Raw genomic sequence first — 17,248 nt, 5'->3', positions numbered from 1 at the left:
GACCAACTTGTATGCCCGACGGCGGCGACCGCATCTCTCCCTCCCCCTCTTCACCGAGGCTCCCCCTTCTCCGACCCCACTTCCCCACCGGAGGCCCCAGTGGACCATGCACCAGGCATACCCAGACCCCGCGGACGGCGAATCACCCTGTGGTCCGCCGCCACGGCCCTCGCCCTCTCCGTGGCGGGCCTCACCGCGGCCGCGGGCCCGGCCTCCGCGGCGGACGTGAACAACGTCAAGAACGCCGGCTTCGAGTCGGGCCTGACCGACTGGACGTGCACGGCCGGCAGCGGCACCACCGTCTCCTCCCCGGTGCACTCCGGCTCCTCCGCGCTGAAGGCGACCCCGGCGGGCCAGGACGACGCCCAGTGCACCCAGACGGTCGCGGTCAAGCCCGGCTCGACGTACACGCTCAGCGCATGGGTCCAGGGCGGCTACTCCTTCCTGGGCGTGACGGGCACGGGCACGACGGACGTGTCCACATGGACGCCGGACACGACGGCCTGGAAACAGCTGTCCACGACCTTCACCACCGGCGGGTCGACGACCTCGGTCACGGTCTACACGCACGGCTGGTACGGCCAGGCGGCCTACTACGCCGACGAGGTCTCGGTCTACGGCCCCGACGGCGGCGGAGGCGGCGACCCGGCCCCGACGGTCCCGGCGGCTCCCACCGACGTGACGGTCTCCGGTACGACATCCTCCTCCGTCTCGCTGTCCTGGTCCCCGGTCTCGGGCGCGACGGGCTACAGCGTCTACCGCGACGGCACGAAGGTGACGGCGGTGACGGGAACGTCGGCGACCGTGACCGGACTGGCCGCCGCCACGTCGTACACCTTCCAGGTGACGGCGACGAACGCGGCGGGCGAGTCGGCCAAGTCGGCGGCGGTGACGGGCACGACGGCCTCCGGCGGCAGCAGCGGTGGCGGTGGCTCCCTGCCGAAGCACGCGGTGACCGGCTACTGGCAGAACTTCAACAACGGCGCGACGGTCCAGAAGCTGTCGGACGTCCCGTCCTCGTACGACATCATCGCGGTGGCCTTCGCGGACGCGACGTCCACGCCGGGTGCCGTGACCTTCAACCTGGACTCGTCCGGCCTGGGCGGCTACACGGTGGACCAGTTCAAGGCGGACATCAAGGCCAAACAGGCGGCCGGCAAGAAGGTCGTCATCTCGATCGGCGGCCAGAACGGCACGGTGTCGGTCAACGACTCCACGTCGGCGACGAACTTCGCGAACTCCGTCTACTCCCTCATGCAGACGTACGGCTTCGACGGCGTGGACATCGACCTGGAGAACGGCCTCGACGCGACGTACATGACCCAGGCGCTCCGCGCCCTGTCCGCGAAGGCCGGCTCGTCGCTGGTCATCACGATGGCCCCGCAGACGATCGACATGCAGTCGACGTCGAACGCCTACTTCCAGACGGCCCTGAACGTGAAGGACATCCTCACGGTCGTCAACATGCAGTACTACAACAGCGGTTCCATGCTGGGCTGCGACGGCAAGGTCTACAGCCAGGGCTCGGTGGACTTCCTCACCGCCCTCGCCTGCATCCAACTCCAGGGCGGGCTCGCCCCGTCCCAGGTGGGCCTCGGCCTCCCGGCCTCGACCAGCGCGGCGGGCAGCGGTTATGTGTCCCCCACGGTGGTCGACAACGCCCTGGACTGCCTGACGTCCGGCACCAACTGCGGCACCTTCAAGCCGTCCAGGACCTACCCCGACCTGCGGGGCGCGATGACCTGGTCGACGAACTGGGACGCGTCGGCGGGGAACGCCTGGTCGAACGCGGTGGGGGCGCATGTGCACGCACTGCCGTGACGTGAGCTTCGCCTAGTGACGGCGCCCGGGCCCTCGGCGGCCCGGGCGTCCTCGCACGCCGGGGACGCGGGTGGCAAATCCGCGACCCGGAGGGCCCGGAGCGGCGATCATGAGAGCGCGAGGCGGCCGCCCGGGACATCCCGCGCGCGTGAGCGCGCCTACCCGTCACGCGGCCCCCAACTCACACCACACGTACTTCCCCCGGTCTCCGAACCTGGCCGTCGGCTGCCACCCCCAGTACTCCGCACACGCCTTCACCAGCCCCAGCCCGCGTCCGTCCTCCAGCTCCGCCACCTGCTCCAGCGGGCGCGGCGGATCCGGTGGCGCGGGGTCGCTGTCCCACGCCCCGATCCACACCGTGCCCTGCGGGGTTCGGCGGACCCTGAGCGCGGCCGGTCCCTTCGTGTGGCGTACGGCGTTCGAGACCAGCTCTGCCGCCAGCAGCTCCGCCGTGTCCACCAGGCCGATCAGACCGTGCAGGGTCAGGACCAGGCGCAGGGTGCGACGGCAGACGGTCACGGCTCTGAGGTCGTTCGGGATGTAGAGCGTGTAGTCCCAGGTCTCGTTTTCGGGCATGCGTCATCGACTCCAGTCGGTGGGTGGGGAGTTCACGCACGGTGGCATTGCCGCAGCCGCCATGGCAGGACGGAGCGGTGCGCTTCCGCTGTGTGTGCGCTACGTGACCGACGGTAGACCTTAGAATTAAGAGCGAGCAAGCCGATCCCGTAATCTGGCCCCGAACGAGTCGCACAGCCAGGCGCGTTGAGAAAGGAGCGGCCGATGGGGACCAAGCGCGAACCCACAGCGCGGCAGATGCGGTTGGCCGTGGAACTGCGCCGGCTCCGTGAGGCAGCAGGTCTCAGCTCCCGTGAGGCGGCCGCGATGCTCGGTGTGAACTCCGTTCAGATCAGTCAGATCGAGGCCGGTACCTCAGGAGTGAGTGAGCAACGTCTGCGGCGTATGGCCGCCAACTATGCCTGCGACGACGCAGGCTTGATCGAGGCGCTCGTAGCAGTCGCATCCGACCGGACTCAAGGCTGGTGGGAGAAGTACCGAGGCCACCTGCCCACGGCTTTCCTGGACCTTCCCGAGCTGGAGCACCACGCCGCCTACCGATGGGACGTGGAGTTCCTGCACGTCCCAGGCCTCCTCCAGACCGCCGAGTACGCTCGCGGCCTCTTCACCTACGTGAACCCCGAGTTCCCGAGCAGCGATGTGGACCTGTGGGTGGAGCACCGGATGCAGCGCAGGATCATCATCGAGCGCCCGGACCCGGTCCCGTACGAGGCGGTGATCCACGAGGCGGCACTGCGCATCAGGGTCGGTGACCGGCTCGCAGCTCGCGGTCAGCTCAACCGTCTCTTGGAGCTCTCCGAAGCCGAGCACGTCACCATGCGGGTCATCCCCTTCGATCTGGACGATTTCGGCGGCGCCGGAAGCGCCATGGTGTACGCGGGAGGTCCTGTTCCCAAGCTGGACACCGTTGTTCGCGACGGCCCGAACGGCCCCGTCTACATCGATGCCGAGGCTCAGCTCAACCGCTATCGAACGCTCTTCCGTAGGGTGGAGGCTGTCTCACTGGACCCAAGTGGTTCGCGTGACTTCATTCACCGGCTGGCGAAGGAGCTGTGAGCATGCTGACCCCCGACATCTGGCAGAAGTCCTCCTTCTCGGGCGGCGGCCAGGGCGATGCCTGCGTGGAAGTCGCCAATCGCCGCACCCACATAGCCATCCGCGACTCCAAGACCCCGGCCCGAGCCTCCCTCACCTTCCAGGCCGCCGCCTTCGTCCCCTTCGTCAACGCCCTGAAGGGGACTCCTCCCACCAGGCCTCTCTGACCTGGTCCACCGGACCCTGACCCACTTCGGTCACTCGGAGGAGTCCTCGGCGTCCTCGAAGTACGCGTCCAGCACCGCGTCCAGCTGCTCGTCCCACTCCTTGAAGCGGGACTTCGTCGTCGCCTCGATCTCGATCGGGTACCAGCGGCGGTCCGGGGTGTGGACGGTGATCGTGTAGCGCTTGCCGAAGCGGGAGGTCTCCGTCTCGACCGCCGCGATCTCGTCCCAGCGGAACTCGCAGGCCTCCTCGTCCAGGCGGAGGCGGACGCCCTTGCGGTCGGCCACGATCTTCGCCCGGCGGTCGGAGGCCTCGAAGACCGGGCCGTCGACCGGACCGTCCTCGTCCACGCCTTCGTCGTCCCCGGACTGCGAGGTCCCCTCGGTCGCCTCCGGCGCCCTGGAGTCCTCCGGCTCTGCCGGCTCCGCCTTCACCTCCGCGTCCTGCGGCTCCGGTTCGTCGGAATTCGCCGGTGCCGGGACCGTGATTCCGGGGATGAACGCCGGGTCGAAACCGGCGCCCGTCACTGGCTCGGCCTTCAACGGCTCGGCCTCGGACGGCTTGCTGCTCGCTCCTATGCGCTGCTCCACGGCGGCAGTATGGACGACTTCCCTGTGCCGGAACCAGTCAGCCCGCCCATCCCCGGTTTCACTCACGTCACGTTCACGCGAACACACTCACCACCGCCGCCACCGCGAACCCCGCCACCGACAGCACCGACTCCAGAACCGTCCATGTGCGCAGCGTGTCCCGTTCGCTGATGCCGAAGTACTTGGCCACCATCCAGAAGCCGCCGTCGTTGACGTGCGAGGCGAAGATGGAGCCGGCCGAGATGGCCATGATGACCAGGGCCACGAAGGGCTGGGAGTGGTGGCCCTCGGAGAGCAGGGGCGCCACGATGCCCGCCGTCGTCACGATCGCCACCGTCGCCGAGCCCTGGGCCACCCTCAGGACCAGTGAGATCAGGTAGGACAGCAGGATCACCGGCAGGCCCACGCCGTGGAAGGTGTCCGACAGGGCCTGGGCCACGCCGCTCGCCTTCAGTACGGCGCCGAAGATCCCGCCCGCGCCGACGACCAGCAGGATGTTGCCGACCGGCTTCAGCGAGGAAGTGGACACCGTTTCCAGGGACTTGCGGGACCAGCCCCGGCGCAGGCCCAGCAAGTAGTACGCGAGGAGGAGCGCCAGCGTCAGGGCCACGAAGGGGCTGCCGAAGAACTCCAGCACCGAGCGGGTGGGGGACGGATCCAGGGCGATCGAGGAGAAGGTGGCCGCGAGGATCAGGATCAGGGGTGTGCCGATGATGGCCAGGACCGTGGCGAGCGGGACCGGACGCTCCTGGGGTGCCACGCCCTGGGCCCGCTGTTCGGCCACGACCGCCCGCTTCGCCTCCTCCGCCGCCTCGACCATGTCCTGCGGTACGGCGACGAAGATCCGCTTGCCGATCCAGGCGGAGTACGCCCAGGCGGCCAGTACGGCCGGGATGCCGCAGACGATGCCCATGAGGATGATCCAGCCGAGCTGGACGTGGAGGAGGCCCGCGGCGGCGACCGGGCCGGGGTGCGGGGGCAGGAAGGCGTGGGTCATCGAGAGGCCGGCCAGCAGGGGGAGGCAGTAGAGCAGGATCGAGTTGCCACCGCGCTTCGCCGCCGCGTAGACGAGCGGGGCCAGGACGAAGATGCCCACGTCGAAGAAGACCGGGATGCCGAAGATCAGGCCCGTCAGGCCCATCGCCAGGGGGGCTCGGCGCTCGCCGAAGAGGGCCAGCAGGCGGGCCGCGAGCACCTCCGCTCCGCCGCTTACCTCCAGGATCGCGCCGAGCATCGTACCGAGGCCGATGATGATCGCGACGTGGCCGAGGATGCCGCCCATGCCGGACTCGATGGTGGAGACGGCGTCGGAGCGCTGGACCGTGCCGAAGAGTTCGGTGACCGACAGGCCGGCCAGCAGGCCCACGGCTATGGAGACGGCCAGGAGGGCCACGAAGGGCTGCAGTCGGACCTTGATGATCAGGAACAGCAGGAGGGCTATGCCGAGGGCCGCGACCGTGAGGAGGCCGGGCGTGCCGTCGATGAGGAGGAGCAGGCCTCCGGTGTGGGGTGGTGGGGCGGTGGGGGCGGTTGCGGCGAGCAGGAAGGACATTCGGGGGTCCTCTTCGTAAATGCATTGTGCTTTCGGGCAGGGGGGATCGCGGTGCGGCGGCCCGGGGGTGAGGGCCGCCGTACCGTGAAGGGGCGTGCGGGTGGTGAGGGACCGTCAGATGCTCAGCCGAGTACGGCGAGCGCGTCGATCTCGATGAGGAGGCCGGCCGGGAGACCGACGTAGACCGTGGTCCGGGCGGCGGGCGGCTGGGTGAGGCCCTGCTCCTCGAAGTACGCGTTGTAGATCTCGTTCATCTCGGCGAAGTGGTCCACGTCGGTGAGGTAGACGCGGATCATCATCACGTCGTCCCAGCTCGCGCCGCCCTCTTCGAGGATCGCCCTGACGTTGGCGAGGGTCTGGAGGGTCTGCTCGCGCAGGGTGGGACCGGCCGGCGTCGGGGGCCTGCCCTCCTCGGCGGGCAGAAAGCCGACCTGGCCGGCGACCTGCAGGATGTTGCCCTTCCTCACGCCGTGGGAGAACCTGGCGGGCGGGGTGGTGTGGGTCTTCGGGGTCAGGGCGATCTTGTCGGTCATACGGTGGGGTCCTTCGTCTCGGTCATGCGGGGTCCTTCGTGGGGTCCGACACCGGCGTTCGTCCGGAGTACTCGCCGCTGATCGCGTCCGCGGTACGGCGGACCTGCGGGAGCAGGGTGAGGAGTTCCTCGGCGGTGACGACCACGTTCGGCGCGGACACCGACATCGCGGCGACCACGCGGCCGTCGGCGCCGCGGACGGGGGCGGCGACGCAGTTGATGGACTCCTCATGGCCACCGAGGTCGGTGGCCCAGCCCTGTTCGCGGACCTTCTCCAACTCCCGTAGGAACGCGGGGGCGTTGGGGGTCGAACGGGGCGTGTACAGGGGGTATTCGAGCCGGTCCGCGAGGGCGCGCCGCTCGGGTTCGGGCAGGTCGGCGAGGAGGAGCTTGGCCACGGCCGCGACGGTGATGGCGACGGGCTTGCCGATCCGCGAGTACATGCGGACCGGGTAGCGGCTGTCCACCTTGTCGATGTAGAGGACCTCGCCCTCCTCGTACACGGCGAGGTGCACGGTGTGCCCGCAGGCCTCGTTGAGGCGTACGAGGTGGGGGTGGGCGATCTCGCGGATGTCGAGGTTCTCCATCGCCTCCTGGGCGAGGGCGAAGAGGCGGGCGCCGAGGCGGTAACGCTGGTCGGACTGGCGGTAGACCAGGCCGTGCTCGTGCAGGGTGCGCAGGAGGCGGAGGGCCGTGGATTTGTGCACGCCCAGGCGGTCGGCGACCTGGCCGAGGTCCGCCGGGCCCTCGGCGAGGAGCGGCAGGATGCTCAGGGCGCGGTCTACGGTCTGACTCATGGGGTGTTCGCCTCCTCCGTTGCCCGCTCGGCCTGCGTCCAGCCGGGGGCGAGTCGAAGTCTCCCCCATGCGGTGGCGTCCAGGGCCGTCAGCCGGTCGGCGTGGTCCCGGGCGGGGGGTGTGGCCAGGTCGCCGGGGGCGGTGAGGGCCGCGGCGGCGAAGAGGTGGCCGAGCCGGAGGCGGGTCCCCAGGGGGAGGTCGCGGAGGGTGCCGGAGAGGAAGCCGGCGGCGAAGGCGTCTCCGGCGCCGGTGGTCGCCACGACGTCCACGTCGAGGGCGGGTTCGAAGGTGGCCGGGGTAGCGGTGGGGCGGCACCGTTCGAACGCCGTCGCGCCCCTCTCACCCTGCTTCACCACCAGCACCCCCGGCTCCGGAAGCGCCGATCGGATCGCCTCCGGCCCGCCGGTGATGCCCCAGGCCTGCTCCGCCTCGTCCTCGCCGACGAAGACGATGTCCGCCCGGCGGGCCAGGTCGAGCAGCACGCGCGGCCCCTCGGGGCTCCGCCAGAGGGCCGGACGGTGGTTCACGTCGAAGGACAGCAACGGGCGCGCCGGGCGGGCAGCCGTCAGCGTCCGCAGCAAGGCTCCGCACTCCTGGGACAGTGCCGCCGTGATGCCCGACAGGTGCAGCACGCGCCCCGCCCGCACCGCCGCCGGATCCACGTTGGCCACCGACATCGCCGACGCCGCCGAACCCGCCCGGTAATAAACGACCTCGTGCGCGCCCGTTCCCCGGTCGCCGGCGGTGCGGAAGTAGACGCCGGTCGGGCGGGCCGGGTCCCGGGACACGGACGAGACGTCGACGCCGTACCCGGCGATCCGCTCCACCAGGTGCTGCCCGAACCCGTCCGCGCCCACGCGGCTCACCCACCGCGCGCTGTGCCCGGCGGCGGCCAGTACGCAGGCCACGTTGGACTCGGCGCCGCCGATCGCGCGGTCGAAGGAGGGCACGTCCGCGAGGCGGCCCGGCCGGGCGGGCAGGAAGGTGACCATGGACTCGCCGAGCGCGACCACGTCCACAGCCTCCATGACCGCACCCTTCACGCCGTAAGCAGCGTCGTTGATGATGACTCCTGTCAGATGTCCGGGTCACGGTTCCGTTGACCCGGTGTCGGCGAGATGCTAGACACCATTCAGCAATCCGTGCAATGACCGTTGCAGAGAGTGCAACAGTTCAGAGAGGGGCTCCATGAGCAGCAGCGAAGCGCTCGCCCGGCTGGCCGAGGAACGCGTCGACCACCGCTTCAAGGGCCTCCCGCCGGACGCCGCCGGCCTCACCGTCGGCGAGCTGGCCGCCCAGCGCCGCAACCTCTTCGCCGAGGCCGACGGCTTCACCACGCCCGTGCTCGCGCTGTCCGCCGAGCGCCTGGAACACAACCTCGCGCTGATGGAGACGTACGCCGCCCGGCACGGCCTCGCCTTCGCCCCGCACGGCAAGACCTCCATGGCCCCGCAGCTCTTCCACCGTCAGATCGAGCACGGCGCCTGGGGCATCACGCTGGCGGTGCCCCACCAGGTGCGGGTCGCCCGGGAGTTCGGCATCCAGCGGGTCTTCCTCGCCAATGAGCTGGTCGACGCCTCGGCGCTGCGGTGGATCGCCTCCGAACTCGCCGCCGACCCGGACTTCCGGTTCGTCTGCTACGTCGACTCCGTGGGCGGCGTCGAGTTGATGGACTCCGCGCTCAAGGGCTGCCCCTTGCCCGTGGACGTCGTGGTCGAGCTGGGCGCCGGTGACGGCGCGCGGACCGGCGTACGGACGGAAGCCGAGGCCCGGGCCGTCGCCGATGCCGTGGCCCGGGCGCACACGCTGCGGCTCGTGGGCGTCGCCGGTTACGAGGGCGAGGTGCCGCGGGCCGATCCGGAGCGGGTGCGGGCGTATCTGCGGCGGCTGGTGGCGCTCGCCGCCGGTCTCGACGGGGCCGGGCTTCTCAAGGACGCGGCGGAGATCGTGGTGAGCGCGGGCGGCAGCGCCTGGTTCGACGCGGTGGCCGAGGTGTTCGAGGAGATCCCCGAGCTCTCCCTCCCGGTGCTGAAGCTGCTGCGCTCGGGGGCATACGTCTCGCACGACGACGGGCACTACCGCAGGCTCACCCCGTTCACCCGCGTCCCGGAGGAGGGGGCCCTTGAGCCCGCGTTCCGGCTGTGGGCGCAGGTCGTGTCCCGGCCGACCGCGGAGCAGGCCTTCGCCAACGCGGGCAAGCGCGACGCGGCCTACGACCTGGACCTGCCCACCGCCCAGGTGGTACGCCGGAACGGTGTCGAGCGCCCGGCCGCCGGGATCACCGTGACCGGCCTGTCCGACCAGCACGCCTGGCTGCGCACGGAACCGGGCGTGGATGTCGAGGTCGGCGACTGGATCGGGCTCGGGCTGTCGCACCCGTGCACGTCGTTCGACAAGTGGCAGCTGATCCCGGTGGCCGAGGCCGACGGGACGGTCGTCGACTACATCCGCACGTTCTTCTAGAGGATCTCAGGAGGCCTGGCATGGAGGACCTGGTCATCCGGGACGCCGACGTCGTGGACGGCAGCGGCGAACCGTCGTACCGGGCCGATGTGGTGATCGACGGCGGCCGGATCGTGTCGATCGTCAAGGAGGCCGCCGCGGCCGGCTGCCAGCGCCCGCGCGCCATGCGGGAGCTGGACGCGGAGGGCCTGGTCCTCTCCCCCGGCTTCATCGACATGCACGCCCACTCCGACCTCGCCCTGCTGCGCGACCCCGACCACAGCGCCAAGGCCGCGCAGGGGGTCACGCTGGAGGTCCTCGGGCAGGACGGGCTGTCGTACGCGCCGGTCGACGACCGCTCGCTCCAGGAGGTGCGGCGGGCGATCACCGGGTGGAACGGATACGGCGACGACATCGACTTCGACTGGCGGTCGGTCGGCGAGTACCTGGACCGACTGGATCGCGGGATCGCCGTCAACGCCGCCTATCTCGTCCCGCAGGGCACGGTCCGCGCGCTCGTCGTCGGCTGGGAGGACCGCGCGGCGACGCCCGAGGAGCTGGGCCGGATGCGGCAGTTGGTCGCCGAGGGGATGGGGCAGGGCGCGGTCGGGCTGTCCTCCGGGCTGACGTACACGCCCGGCATGTACGCCCCGGACGCCGAACTGACGGAGCTGTGCCGGGTGGTGGCGTCGTACGGCGGCTACTACTGCCCGCACCACCGCTCCTACGGCGCCGGTGCCCTGGAGGCCTATGCCGAGATGGTCGCCCTGACCCGTCAGGCCGGGTGTCCGCTGCATCTGGCCCACGCGACGATGAACTTCGGCGTGAACGAGGGCCGGGCGCCCGAGCTGCTGGCCCTGCTCGACCGGGCCCTGGACGCCGGCGCGGACATCACCCTCGACACCTATCCCTACACCCCCGGCTGCACCACCCTGGCCGCGCTCCTGCCGAGCTGGGCGAGCGAGGGCGGTCCGGAGGAGATCCTGGCGCGGCTCACCGACCCGGCGACGGCGGCGCGGATCCGGCACGGCCTGGAGGTGACCGGCTCGGACGGCTGTCACGGTGTGCCCGTGGAGTGGGAGACGATCGAGATCTCCGGTGTCACCGACCCGGCGCTCGGCGACCTGGCGGGCCGTACGGTCCGGGAGGCGGCCGAGCTGAGGGGCGAAGCCCCGTGGGACACGGCCCGCCGACTGCTGGTCGAGGACCGGCTCGGCACGACGATCCTCCAGCACGTCGGACACGAGGACAACGTCCGTACGATCATGCGGCACCGCACCCACACCGGCGGCTCCGACGGCATCCTGCGCGGCGACAAGCCGCACCCGCGCGCCTACGGCACCTTCCCGCGCTATCTCGGCCACTACGTACGGGAATTGGGGATCCTGTCGCTGGAGGAGTGCGTCGCCCACCTCACGTCCCGGCCCGCGGCCCGGCTGCGGCTGCCGGACCGGGGGCTGGTGCGCGAGGGGTACCGGGCCGACCTGGTGCTGTTCGACCCGGAGACGGTGGCGCCCGGCGCGACCTTCGCCGAGCCCCGCACGCTGCCGACCGGTATCCCGTACGTCCTGGTCGACGGCAGGTTCGTCATCGAGGACGGGAAGCGGACGGACGTGCTCGCGGGCCGGTCCGTCCGCCGTACTTCCGTGTGACCGTTACGGCTTGGGCAGGACGCAGCCGGCGGCGCTCAGGTCCAGCTTGTTGCCCGTGGTGAAGCAGGCGGGGATCTGGTAGGTCTCCTCGGCGTAGTTGATGCCCTGGTGAATGGTGACGTTGCCGCTCTCGTCCACCTCGCACGGGTTGTTCACCGTGCAGGTCTCGCCGTCCTCGTTGCCGGTGTTGTTCACGGCGACGACCTTGCCGGTGGTGGTGTCGATCACCGGGGAGCCCGAGGTGCCGCCGATGGTGTTGCAGGCGGAGGTGTAGCGGACCGAGTCCTTCCAGGTCCAGTCGCCCTCCTTCAGCCGGTACACGAAGCCGTCGATGCTGCAGCTGTAGGTGCGCTTCCAGTACCCGGAGACGACCTTGATGGCGGTTCCGGCGGTGGGGTGGGTGTCGTTCACGGTGAGCGGGCTGATCCCGTACGCGCTCTTGATCCGCGCGTACGTGGTGGTCAGCCGGTAGATCGTGACGTCCGTGTCCGTCATGGTCGAGTAGACGACCTGGTTGGCGCGGAGGGTGGCGACCCTGCTGCCGGAGGCGTTCAGCAGGCCGAAGCTGCGGCTGGAGGACTGGCCGGTGATGACCTGGCCGGGGTCCGGGAAGCCGCTCTCCAGGCAGTGGCCGTTGGTGAGCACGAGCGCGGGGTCGCTGTCGGCGGAGTTGGGGAAGCGGATCACGGAGCCGGAGCAGTTGCTGAGCGCGACGGTGCCGGCGTAGTCGACGGTCACCGCGGGCTTGACGGCGGTGTGCGGCGCGGCGACCGCGGGTGCGGCGCCCAGCCCGGCCATGGCCACGGAGGAGAGTGCGGCAAGGAGAGGCTTGTTCATGTGGGGGTCCCCTCTGACGACTTGGGCGACCGGAGTCCTCCGGTCGCCCTTTCGTTTGTCATGCACATACTCAGTGCACGAGGGGTGCGGGAACAAGAAGGCGGCTCAGGTCATAGGGGTTTCCCTCTGCGGGACACCTCGCGGTCCTCGCCGGAAGCGAGCACATCGGGCACCTGGGCATGCACGAAGCCGCGTCCACCGGTCAGTGGGGGCGTTTGGTGTTGCCGTGGCCGTGGCCCCGGCCGCCGGGGAAGCCGGAGGTGGAGGGGGCCGGGTCGGCCGTGGTCGCGGGGGGCTCGGAAGCACCGGAGGTCGTAAAGGGCGTGGCGGGGGCCGAGGCGGCCGGGCCGGTGCTCCCCTTCCCCTGGGACGCGCCCGCGCCCGCGGCCGGGGCCGCGGACGAGCGGGACGCCGTCGCCGAGCCGTCCGCGGCCGTCGGGGTGGCCCCGGCCGAGGAACCGGCGTCCGCGGAGGGGCTCGCGGTGGCAAAGTCGCCGACGACGGATGGCTTGCCGCCGGCCGGACCGTCCGAGGCGGGGGAATCCGAGCCGCCCGCCATGGCGGCGATCATCGCGACGGCGCCGGCCACTCCCAGCGCCCCGGTGACGGCCACGACCCGGCGGCGGCCGCCCGTGCGCCGCTCGGCGCGCCGCCGCGCGGCCCGCCCCTCGCCCGGCCGGGACCGGCCGGGCGACTCGGTCACCGCGGCCGGCCCCGCCGGCTCGACGACCCCGGTCGGCTCGGCCAGTGGGGGCAGCTCGCGGGTCTCGTCATAGGCGCTCGTCCAGCCGTGGGCGGCGGCCGGGTCGGCGTACTCGTCGTACGCCGGAGCGGACACCGCCCTGGGGAGATACACGTTCGGCGAGACCGACGGCGCGTGACCGGCGTCCGGCAGCTGCGCGGCCGCCTGCGCGGGACCGGCGTCCGGCGGGGCCGCCTGCCCCGGCTCGGTGCCGTACCCGTTCGGCGGTACCTGGTGGGCCCCACCCGGTCCGCGTCTGCCGTCCGTCCCCGTCTCTCCGCGCATCCCCGCCCCACTCAGCCTCGCCGTTCACGCAAGCCACCCGCTCGGGCCCACCCCCTGACGCCCCCGCCGTACCGGCCCGGCCCGGCGGAGCGGCACCGCATTCTAGGGACGCGAGTGGCTCCTGAGACAGCCATCGGCGATATCCGGGCAAACCGCCGTGTCTCACGTGGCGGAAAACACGACTCAAGAGGGGTGGGCGGGCCGTAAGCTCACGACATGCAGGTGATCCAGTCGACCAAGCTCGCCAACGTCTGTTACGAGATCCGGGGCCCGGTTCTCGAGGAGGCCATGCGGCTTGAGGCGGCGGGACACCGCATCCTCAAGCTCAACACCGGCAACCCGGCCGCCTTCGGCTTCGAGTGCCCGCCGGAGATCCTGGAGGACATCCTCCGCAACGTCTCGACGGCCCACGGCTACGGCGACGCCAAGGGCCTGCTGGCCGCCCGCCGGGCCGTCGTCATGCACAACCAGACCATCGGCATCGAGACGGACGTAGAGCACGTCTTCATCGGCAACGGCGTCTCCGAGCTGATCGTGATGGCGATGCAGGGGCTCCTCGACGACGGCGACGAGGTCCTCGTACCGGCCCCGGACTACCCGCTGTGGACGGCGGCGGTCTCCCTCTCCGGCGGCACGGCCGTGCACTACCGCTGCGACGAGCAGTCCGACTGGATGCCCGACCTCGCCGACGTCGAGCGCAAGGTCACCGACCGAACCAAGGCCATCGTCATCATCAACCCCAACAACCCCACGGGCGCGGTGTACGACGAGGCGATGCTGAAGGGCCTGACCGACATCGCCCGCCGGCACAACCTGCTGGTCTGTTCCGACGAGATCTACGACAAGATCCTCTACGACGGCGCCACGCACACCCCGACCGCGAAGATCGCCCCCGACCTGCTCACCCTCACCTTCAACGGCATGTCGAAGGCGTACCGGGTGGCCGGCTACCGGGTCGGCTGGATGGCGATCTCCGGCCCCCGCGCCCACGCCGACTCCTACATCGAGGGCCTGACGATCCTGGCGAACATGCGGCTGTGCGCCAACATGCCGGGGCAGCACGGGGTGGTCGCCGCGCTCAGCGGACGCCAGTCGATCAAGGACCTGGTGCTGCCGGGCGGGCGGCTGAAGGAGCAGGTGGACACGGCGTACGAGCTGCTGACGCAGATCCCGGGCGTGAGCTGCGTCCGCCCCAAGGGCGCGCTGTACCTCTTCCCGCGCCTCGACCCGCAGGTCTTCAAGATCAAGGACGACCGGCGGATGGTCCTGGACCTGCTGCGCCAGGAGAAGATCATGGTTGTCCAGGGCACGGGCTTCAACTGGCCCGAGCCGGACCACTTCCGGGTGGTGACCCTGCCGTCGGTCGGCGACCTGCGGGACGCGGTCACCCGGATCGGGAACTTCCTGGACGGATACGGCCAGCCGTAGCCGACGGGCACAGCCGGCCGTAGCCGACGGACTCCATTCCGTGACACAGCTCAACTTTAGACGAAATCCAAGCTAGGATGGTTTCCTGTCAGCGCACAGGAGGCCATCCCCCATGTACGAACCGATCCGCACCAAGTCGGTCCACAGCACGATGGCCGGCGCCGCCTCCGACTTCCCCCACCGGTCGCGCGAGGAGGAGCTGGACATCCAGCTCGCCGGCCACCTCGCGGCCCTGCTCGCCGTCACGGACGAGCTGCGGGCGCTCGCGCCCTCCGCCGACCTGGACCAGGCGGCCGAACGTCTCGTCGAGCAGGTGGCCCGGCTGCGGAGCGGACGAACGCCGGCCCGCGCAACCGGCACCGCGCCCGAGGCCCGGCTGGCGGCCCTGCACGAGCGGGCCCACACCCTCGCCGGTCGCGCCCTCGTCGTCGCGGCCTCCCGCGCCGATACGGCGGCGGCGATCCTGTCCGCCGCACGCATGGACGCGCACACCGCCGCACTGGGCGACCCGACGGAACTCAGCGCGGCCCACTGATCCCTCTCCCGGGATCCCTCGACGGCCCCGGTCCGCGTGCACCCGCAGCGACGCGCGGACCGGGCGCCATTTCTTCGTGCGTGCGACGCGTACATTCGGGTGGACTGCACACCCCAAGCGGCCGCCAAAGGGCGGCCGCACCACCACTGCCTCGTAACGTCGGTGGAAATGACGGTGGTTCGGACTCCGACGCCCCATCGTCCCTCACTATTCCACGAGATATGACAAAGTGAAACGTAGGCAATTGTTGGTGGGGCTCTTCACTGCGGCGGCAGTTGCCACCGGAGTGACAACGTGGGCCATTCATGCGTACTCGGCAGCGCCCCCGGATTCCAAGGCCCCGTCATCAGCGGACCAGAACCTGCAGGATGCCGATATCCCGTTGCAGGCGGGCATCGCGCAGCAGCAGAATCACGACGCCCAAGGGGCCGACCGTACCTACCGGCGCGTCCTGGAGCTGGACCCGCAGAACAAGTACGCCTGGTACAACCTGGGAGTCATGGCGCACGAGGCCGGCAGGACGGCCAATGCCCGTGCGGACTACGACAAGGCCCTGAAGATCGACCCGATGTTCACATCGGTTCTCTTCAACGAGGCGCTTCTGCTGGAGTCGAGCGACCCCGACCAGGCCGGTGAACTCCTGAAGCGTGCCACTGCCGGCAAATCCAAGGCGGGCACGGCACATCTGCACCTCGGACGAATCCGAGCGCGGCAGCACCGTACCAAGGAAGCCGCGGACGAGTTCCGTCGTGCAATCGCCGCCGATCCCTCACTGCGTTCCCAAGTGCCGGCGGAATTCCGATGATTTCGGACTCCTCAACCCTCTCACCGACATCGAGCCAAGCAGGGAGCAACAGATGACGTCGACCGCGACACCGAGGTTCTCCGTCTTCACCCCCAGCCACCGGCCCCGTTTCCTCGATGAGTGCCTGGCAACCCTGCAGGCACAGACCTGTTCGGACTGGGAGTGGATCGTCCTGCTCAACAACGGCGCCCGGTGGCGCCCGGAGCGGCCCGACGACCGCGTCCGCGTCGAGATCGCCGACGGCGTGAACGGCGTAGGGGCTGCGAAGCGCAAGGCCTGTGAACTGGCGCGCGGGGAGATCCTCGTGGAACTCGACCACGACGACCTGATGGCGAAGTCGTGCCTGGCGGAGGTCGGCAAGGCGTTCGACGAAAACCCCGACGTTGTCTTCGTCTACAGCAACACGGCGCAGATCGCCGAGGACGGGGGGCGGGACGAGAGCCGTTTCGACGAGACGTTCGGCTGGCAGTACGAGGAGGTGGAAGTCGACGGCCGCAAGCTGCTGCAGGTCATCTCCCTCGCGCCGACGCCGCACAACGTCGCCTACATCTGGTACGCACCCAACCACGTGCGGGCGTTCCGCAAGGAGAGCTACGAGAAGGCCGGCGGGTACGACGCCGAGCGCACTGTTCTGGACGACCAGGACCTGATGTGCCGCCTCTTCCACCTCGGCGACTTCCACCACATCAACAAATGCCTCTACCTCCAGCGAGTCCACCCCGAGAACACCCAGCGCGACCCGGAGATCAACGCGCACATCCAACGCGAGACGGTCGCCCTGTACGACAAGTACATCGAGGCCAACGCCCTCGCATGGACCTACCGGCGCGGACTGATCGCGTTGGACCTCGGCGCGGCCCACCGCAAACCGCCGGGCTATGTCGGCGTGGACCAGCGGCCGGGAGACGGGGTCGACATCGTCGCGACCCTGCCCGGGAAGCTGGACCTGCCCGACGGCTCCGTCGGCCTGATGCGGGCGGTGGACTTCCTCGAGTACGTGCCGGCGAAGGTGCCGCTGATCAACGAGCTGTACCGGCTGCTGGCGCCCGGCGGCATGCTCCTCACCATGACGCCCAGCGCCGACGGCCGCGGCGCCTACCAGGACCCCACGCACGTCGCCTACTACAACGAGAACTCGTTCTGGTACTACACCGACGACCAGTACCGCACCTTCGTGCCGGACCTGGAGGCCCGGTTCCAGTCGTCGCGGCTGGTCACCTACTTCCCGAGCGAGTGGCACTCCCAGAACGACATCTCGTACGTGGTCGCGAACCTCATCGCGATGAAGGACGGCGCCCCGCGATGCGGCGGAAAGCTCCTCGTCCAGGCCGCCCCGGCATTCGAGTGATCTGAACTCCCCTCGCGCCTGCCGTACGACAGCACCATCAAGGGCG

The 17,248-nt window shown here is 70.3% G+C and carries 17 protein-coding genes; 9 read left to right on the top strand and 8 right to left on the bottom strand.

Annotated elements, in window-relative coordinates:
- The first annotated feature begins 99 nt into the window (after nt 1-99).
- Nucleotides 100-1,821, top strand: a complete 1,722-nt coding sequence (locus tag ACZ5NH_RS13945; protein WP_468775097.1) for a chitinase — start codon at nt 100-102, stop codon at nt 1,819-1,821.
- Nucleotides 1,822-1,986: 165 nt separating this feature from the next.
- Here ACZ5NH_RS13945 and ACZ5NH_RS13940 read toward each other — a convergent pair whose 3' ends face one another.
- A complete protein-coding gene (locus ACZ5NH_RS13940) occupies nt 1,987-2,397 on the bottom strand; it encodes an ATP-binding protein (protein ID WP_468775095.1) in 411 nt (136 codons plus the stop codon).
- 204 nt (nt 2,398-2,601) lie between these two features.
- Here ACZ5NH_RS13940 and ACZ5NH_RS13935 point away from each other — a divergent pair, with 204 nt between their 5' ends.
- Entirely contained in the window at nt 2,602-3,453 is an 852-nt protein-coding gene (locus tag ACZ5NH_RS13935; protein WP_468775093.1) for a helix-turn-helix domain-containing protein, read from the top strand.
- 2 nt (nt 3,454-3,455) lie between these two features.
- Entirely contained in the window at nt 3,456-3,659 is a 204-nt protein-coding gene (locus tag ACZ5NH_RS13930; RefSeq protein ID WP_468775091.1) for a DUF397 domain-containing protein, read from the top strand.
- Nucleotides 3,660-3,689: 30 nt separating this feature from the next.
- On the opposite strand, the gene ACZ5NH_RS13925 is transcribed toward ACZ5NH_RS13930, so the two are convergent.
- The 5 genes from ACZ5NH_RS13925 to ACZ5NH_RS13905 form a co-directional block, all read right to left on the bottom strand.
- Complete coding sequence (locus tag ACZ5NH_RS13925; protein WP_468775089.1) at nt 3,690-4,247, bottom strand: hypothetical protein; 558 nt, start codon at nt 4,245-4,247, stop codon at nt 3,690-3,692.
- Nucleotides 4,248-4,320: 73 nt separating this feature from the next.
- Nucleotides 4,321-5,799, bottom strand: coding sequence for a GntP family permease (locus ACZ5NH_RS13920; protein WP_468775087.1), 1,479 nt, complete (start codon nt 5,797-5,799; stop codon nt 4,321-4,323).
- Between the two features lie 122 nt (nt 5,800-5,921).
- The gene (locus ACZ5NH_RS13915) at nt 5,922-6,332 is read right to left on the bottom strand and encodes a RidA family protein (protein WP_468775085.1); all 411 of its coding nucleotides are present in this window, start codon (nt 6,330-6,332) and stop codon (nt 5,922-5,924) included.
- A 22-nt stretch (nt 6,333-6,354) separates the two neighbouring features.
- Entirely contained in the window at nt 6,355-7,128 is a 774-nt protein-coding gene (locus ACZ5NH_RS13910; protein ID WP_468775083.1) for an IclR family transcriptional regulator, read from the bottom strand.
- Nucleotides 7,125-8,156, bottom strand: coding sequence for a sugar kinase (locus tag ACZ5NH_RS13905; protein WP_468775081.1), 1,032 nt, complete (start codon nt 8,154-8,156; stop codon nt 7,125-7,127). The genes ACZ5NH_RS13910 and ACZ5NH_RS13905 overlap by 4 nt, the downstream gene beginning before the upstream one ends.
- Before the next feature lie 160 nt (nt 8,157-8,316).
- Between ACZ5NH_RS13905 and ACZ5NH_RS13900 the strand changes: the two genes are divergently transcribed.
- Both ACZ5NH_RS13900 and ACZ5NH_RS13895 read left to right on the top strand, forming a co-directional pair.
- A complete protein-coding gene (locus ACZ5NH_RS13900) occupies nt 8,317-9,591 on the top strand; it encodes an amino acid deaminase (RefSeq protein ID WP_468775079.1) in 1,275 nt (424 codons plus the stop codon).
- 20 nt (nt 9,592-9,611) lie between these two features.
- Nucleotides 9,612-11,222, top strand: a complete 1,611-nt coding sequence (locus ACZ5NH_RS13895) for an N-acyl-D-amino-acid deacylase family protein (RefSeq protein WP_468775077.1) — start codon at nt 9,612-9,614, stop codon at nt 11,220-11,222.
- A 3-nt stretch (nt 11,223-11,225) separates the two neighbouring features.
- Here the strand turns inward: ACZ5NH_RS13895 and ACZ5NH_RS13890 are convergent, their stop codons facing one another.
- Together ACZ5NH_RS13890 and ACZ5NH_RS13885 are read right to left on the bottom strand one after the other, a co-directional pair.
- Nucleotides 11,226-12,059 (bottom strand): trypsin-like serine peptidase, encoded by an 834-nt coding sequence (locus ACZ5NH_RS13890; protein WP_468775076.1) that lies wholly within the window; start codon nt 12,057-12,059, stop codon nt 11,226-11,228.
- Between the two features lie 202 nt (nt 12,060-12,261).
- Nucleotides 12,262-13,086: a hypothetical protein gene (locus tag ACZ5NH_RS13885; RefSeq protein ID WP_468775074.1), complete on the bottom strand. Its 825-nt coding sequence runs from the start codon at nt 13,084-13,086 to the stop codon at nt 12,262-12,264.
- A 216-nt stretch (nt 13,087-13,302) separates the two neighbouring features.
- Between ACZ5NH_RS13885 and ACZ5NH_RS13880 the strand changes: the two genes are divergently transcribed.
- From ACZ5NH_RS13880 to ACZ5NH_RS13865, 4 genes are all read left to right on the top strand, one after another.
- Nucleotides 13,303-14,514, top strand: a complete 1,212-nt coding sequence (locus ACZ5NH_RS13880) for a pyridoxal phosphate-dependent aminotransferase (RefSeq protein WP_468775072.1) — start codon at nt 13,303-13,305, stop codon at nt 14,512-14,514.
- Nucleotides 14,515-14,626: 112 nt separating this feature from the next.
- The gene (locus ACZ5NH_RS13875; RefSeq protein WP_468775070.1) at nt 14,627-15,049 is read left to right on the top strand and encodes an SCO4983 family protein; all 423 of its coding nucleotides are present in this window, start codon (nt 14,627-14,629) and stop codon (nt 15,047-15,049) included.
- A gap of 250 nt (nt 15,050-15,299) precedes the next feature.
- On the top strand, nt 15,300-15,854 hold the full coding sequence (locus ACZ5NH_RS13870; RefSeq protein ID WP_468775068.1) for a tetratricopeptide repeat protein: 555 nt from the start codon (nt 15,300-15,302) through the stop codon (nt 15,852-15,854).
- A 52-nt stretch (nt 15,855-15,906) separates the two neighbouring features.
- Nucleotides 15,907-17,202, top strand: coding sequence for a glycosyltransferase (locus tag ACZ5NH_RS13865; RefSeq protein WP_468775066.1), 1,296 nt, complete (start codon nt 15,907-15,909; stop codon nt 17,200-17,202).
- The last annotated feature ends 46 nt before the right edge of the window (nt 17,203-17,248 follow it).

The sequence above is a fragment of the Streptomyces sp. NPDC031426 genome, from assembly GCF_055581585.1.
The sequence above is the reverse complement of the archived record's forward strand: the minus strand, read 5'-3'. Positions and strand labels throughout refer to the sequence as shown.

Coding starts and splice junctions, on each gene's coding strand:
- ACZ5NH_RS13935 (WP_468775093.1), top strand. CDS start 2,602: ATGGGGACCAAGCGCGAACCCACAGCGCGGCAGATGCGGTTGGCCGTG.
- ACZ5NH_RS13900 (WP_468775079.1), top strand. CDS start 8,317: ATGAGCAGCAGCGAAGCGCTCGCCCGGCTGGCCGAGGAACGCGTCGAC.
- ACZ5NH_RS13865 (WP_468775066.1), top strand. CDS start 15,907: ATGACGTCGACCGCGACACCGAGGTTCTCCGTCTTCACCCCCAGCCAC.
- ACZ5NH_RS13915 (WP_468775085.1), bottom strand. CDS start 6,332: ATGACCGACAAGATCGCCCTGACCCCGAAGACCCACACCACCCCGCCC.
- ACZ5NH_RS13880 (WP_468775072.1), top strand. CDS start 13,303: ATGCAGGTGATCCAGTCGACCAAGCTCGCCAACGTCTGTTACGAGATC.
- ACZ5NH_RS13930 (WP_468775091.1), top strand. CDS start 3,456: ATGCTGACCCCCGACATCTGGCAGAAGTCCTCCTTCTCGGGCGGCGGC.
- ACZ5NH_RS13890 (WP_468775076.1), bottom strand. CDS start 12,059: ATGAACAAGCCTCTCCTTGCCGCACTCTCCTCCGTGGCCATGGCCGGG.
- ACZ5NH_RS13875 (WP_468775070.1), top strand. CDS start 14,627: ATGTACGAACCGATCCGCACCAAGTCGGTCCACAGCACGATGGCCGGC.
- ACZ5NH_RS13895 (WP_468775077.1), top strand. CDS start 9,612: ATGGAGGACCTGGTCATCCGGGACGCCGACGTCGTGGACGGCAGCGGC.
- ACZ5NH_RS13940 (WP_468775095.1), bottom strand. CDS start 2,397: ATGCCCGAAAACGAGACCTGGGACTACACGCTCTACATCCCGAACGAC.
- ACZ5NH_RS13920 (WP_468775087.1), bottom strand. CDS start 5,799: ATGTCCTTCCTGCTCGCCGCAACCGCCCCCACCGCCCCACCACCCCAC.
- ACZ5NH_RS13885 (WP_468775074.1), bottom strand. CDS start 13,086: ATGCGCGGAGAGACGGGGACGGACGGCAGACGCGGACCGGGTGGGGCC.
- ACZ5NH_RS13905 (WP_468775081.1), bottom strand. CDS start 8,156: ATGGAGGCTGTGGACGTGGTCGCGCTCGGCGAGTCCATGGTCACCTTC.
- ACZ5NH_RS13910 (WP_468775083.1), bottom strand. CDS start 7,128: ATGAGTCAGACCGTAGACCGCGCCCTGAGCATCCTGCCGCTCCTCGCC.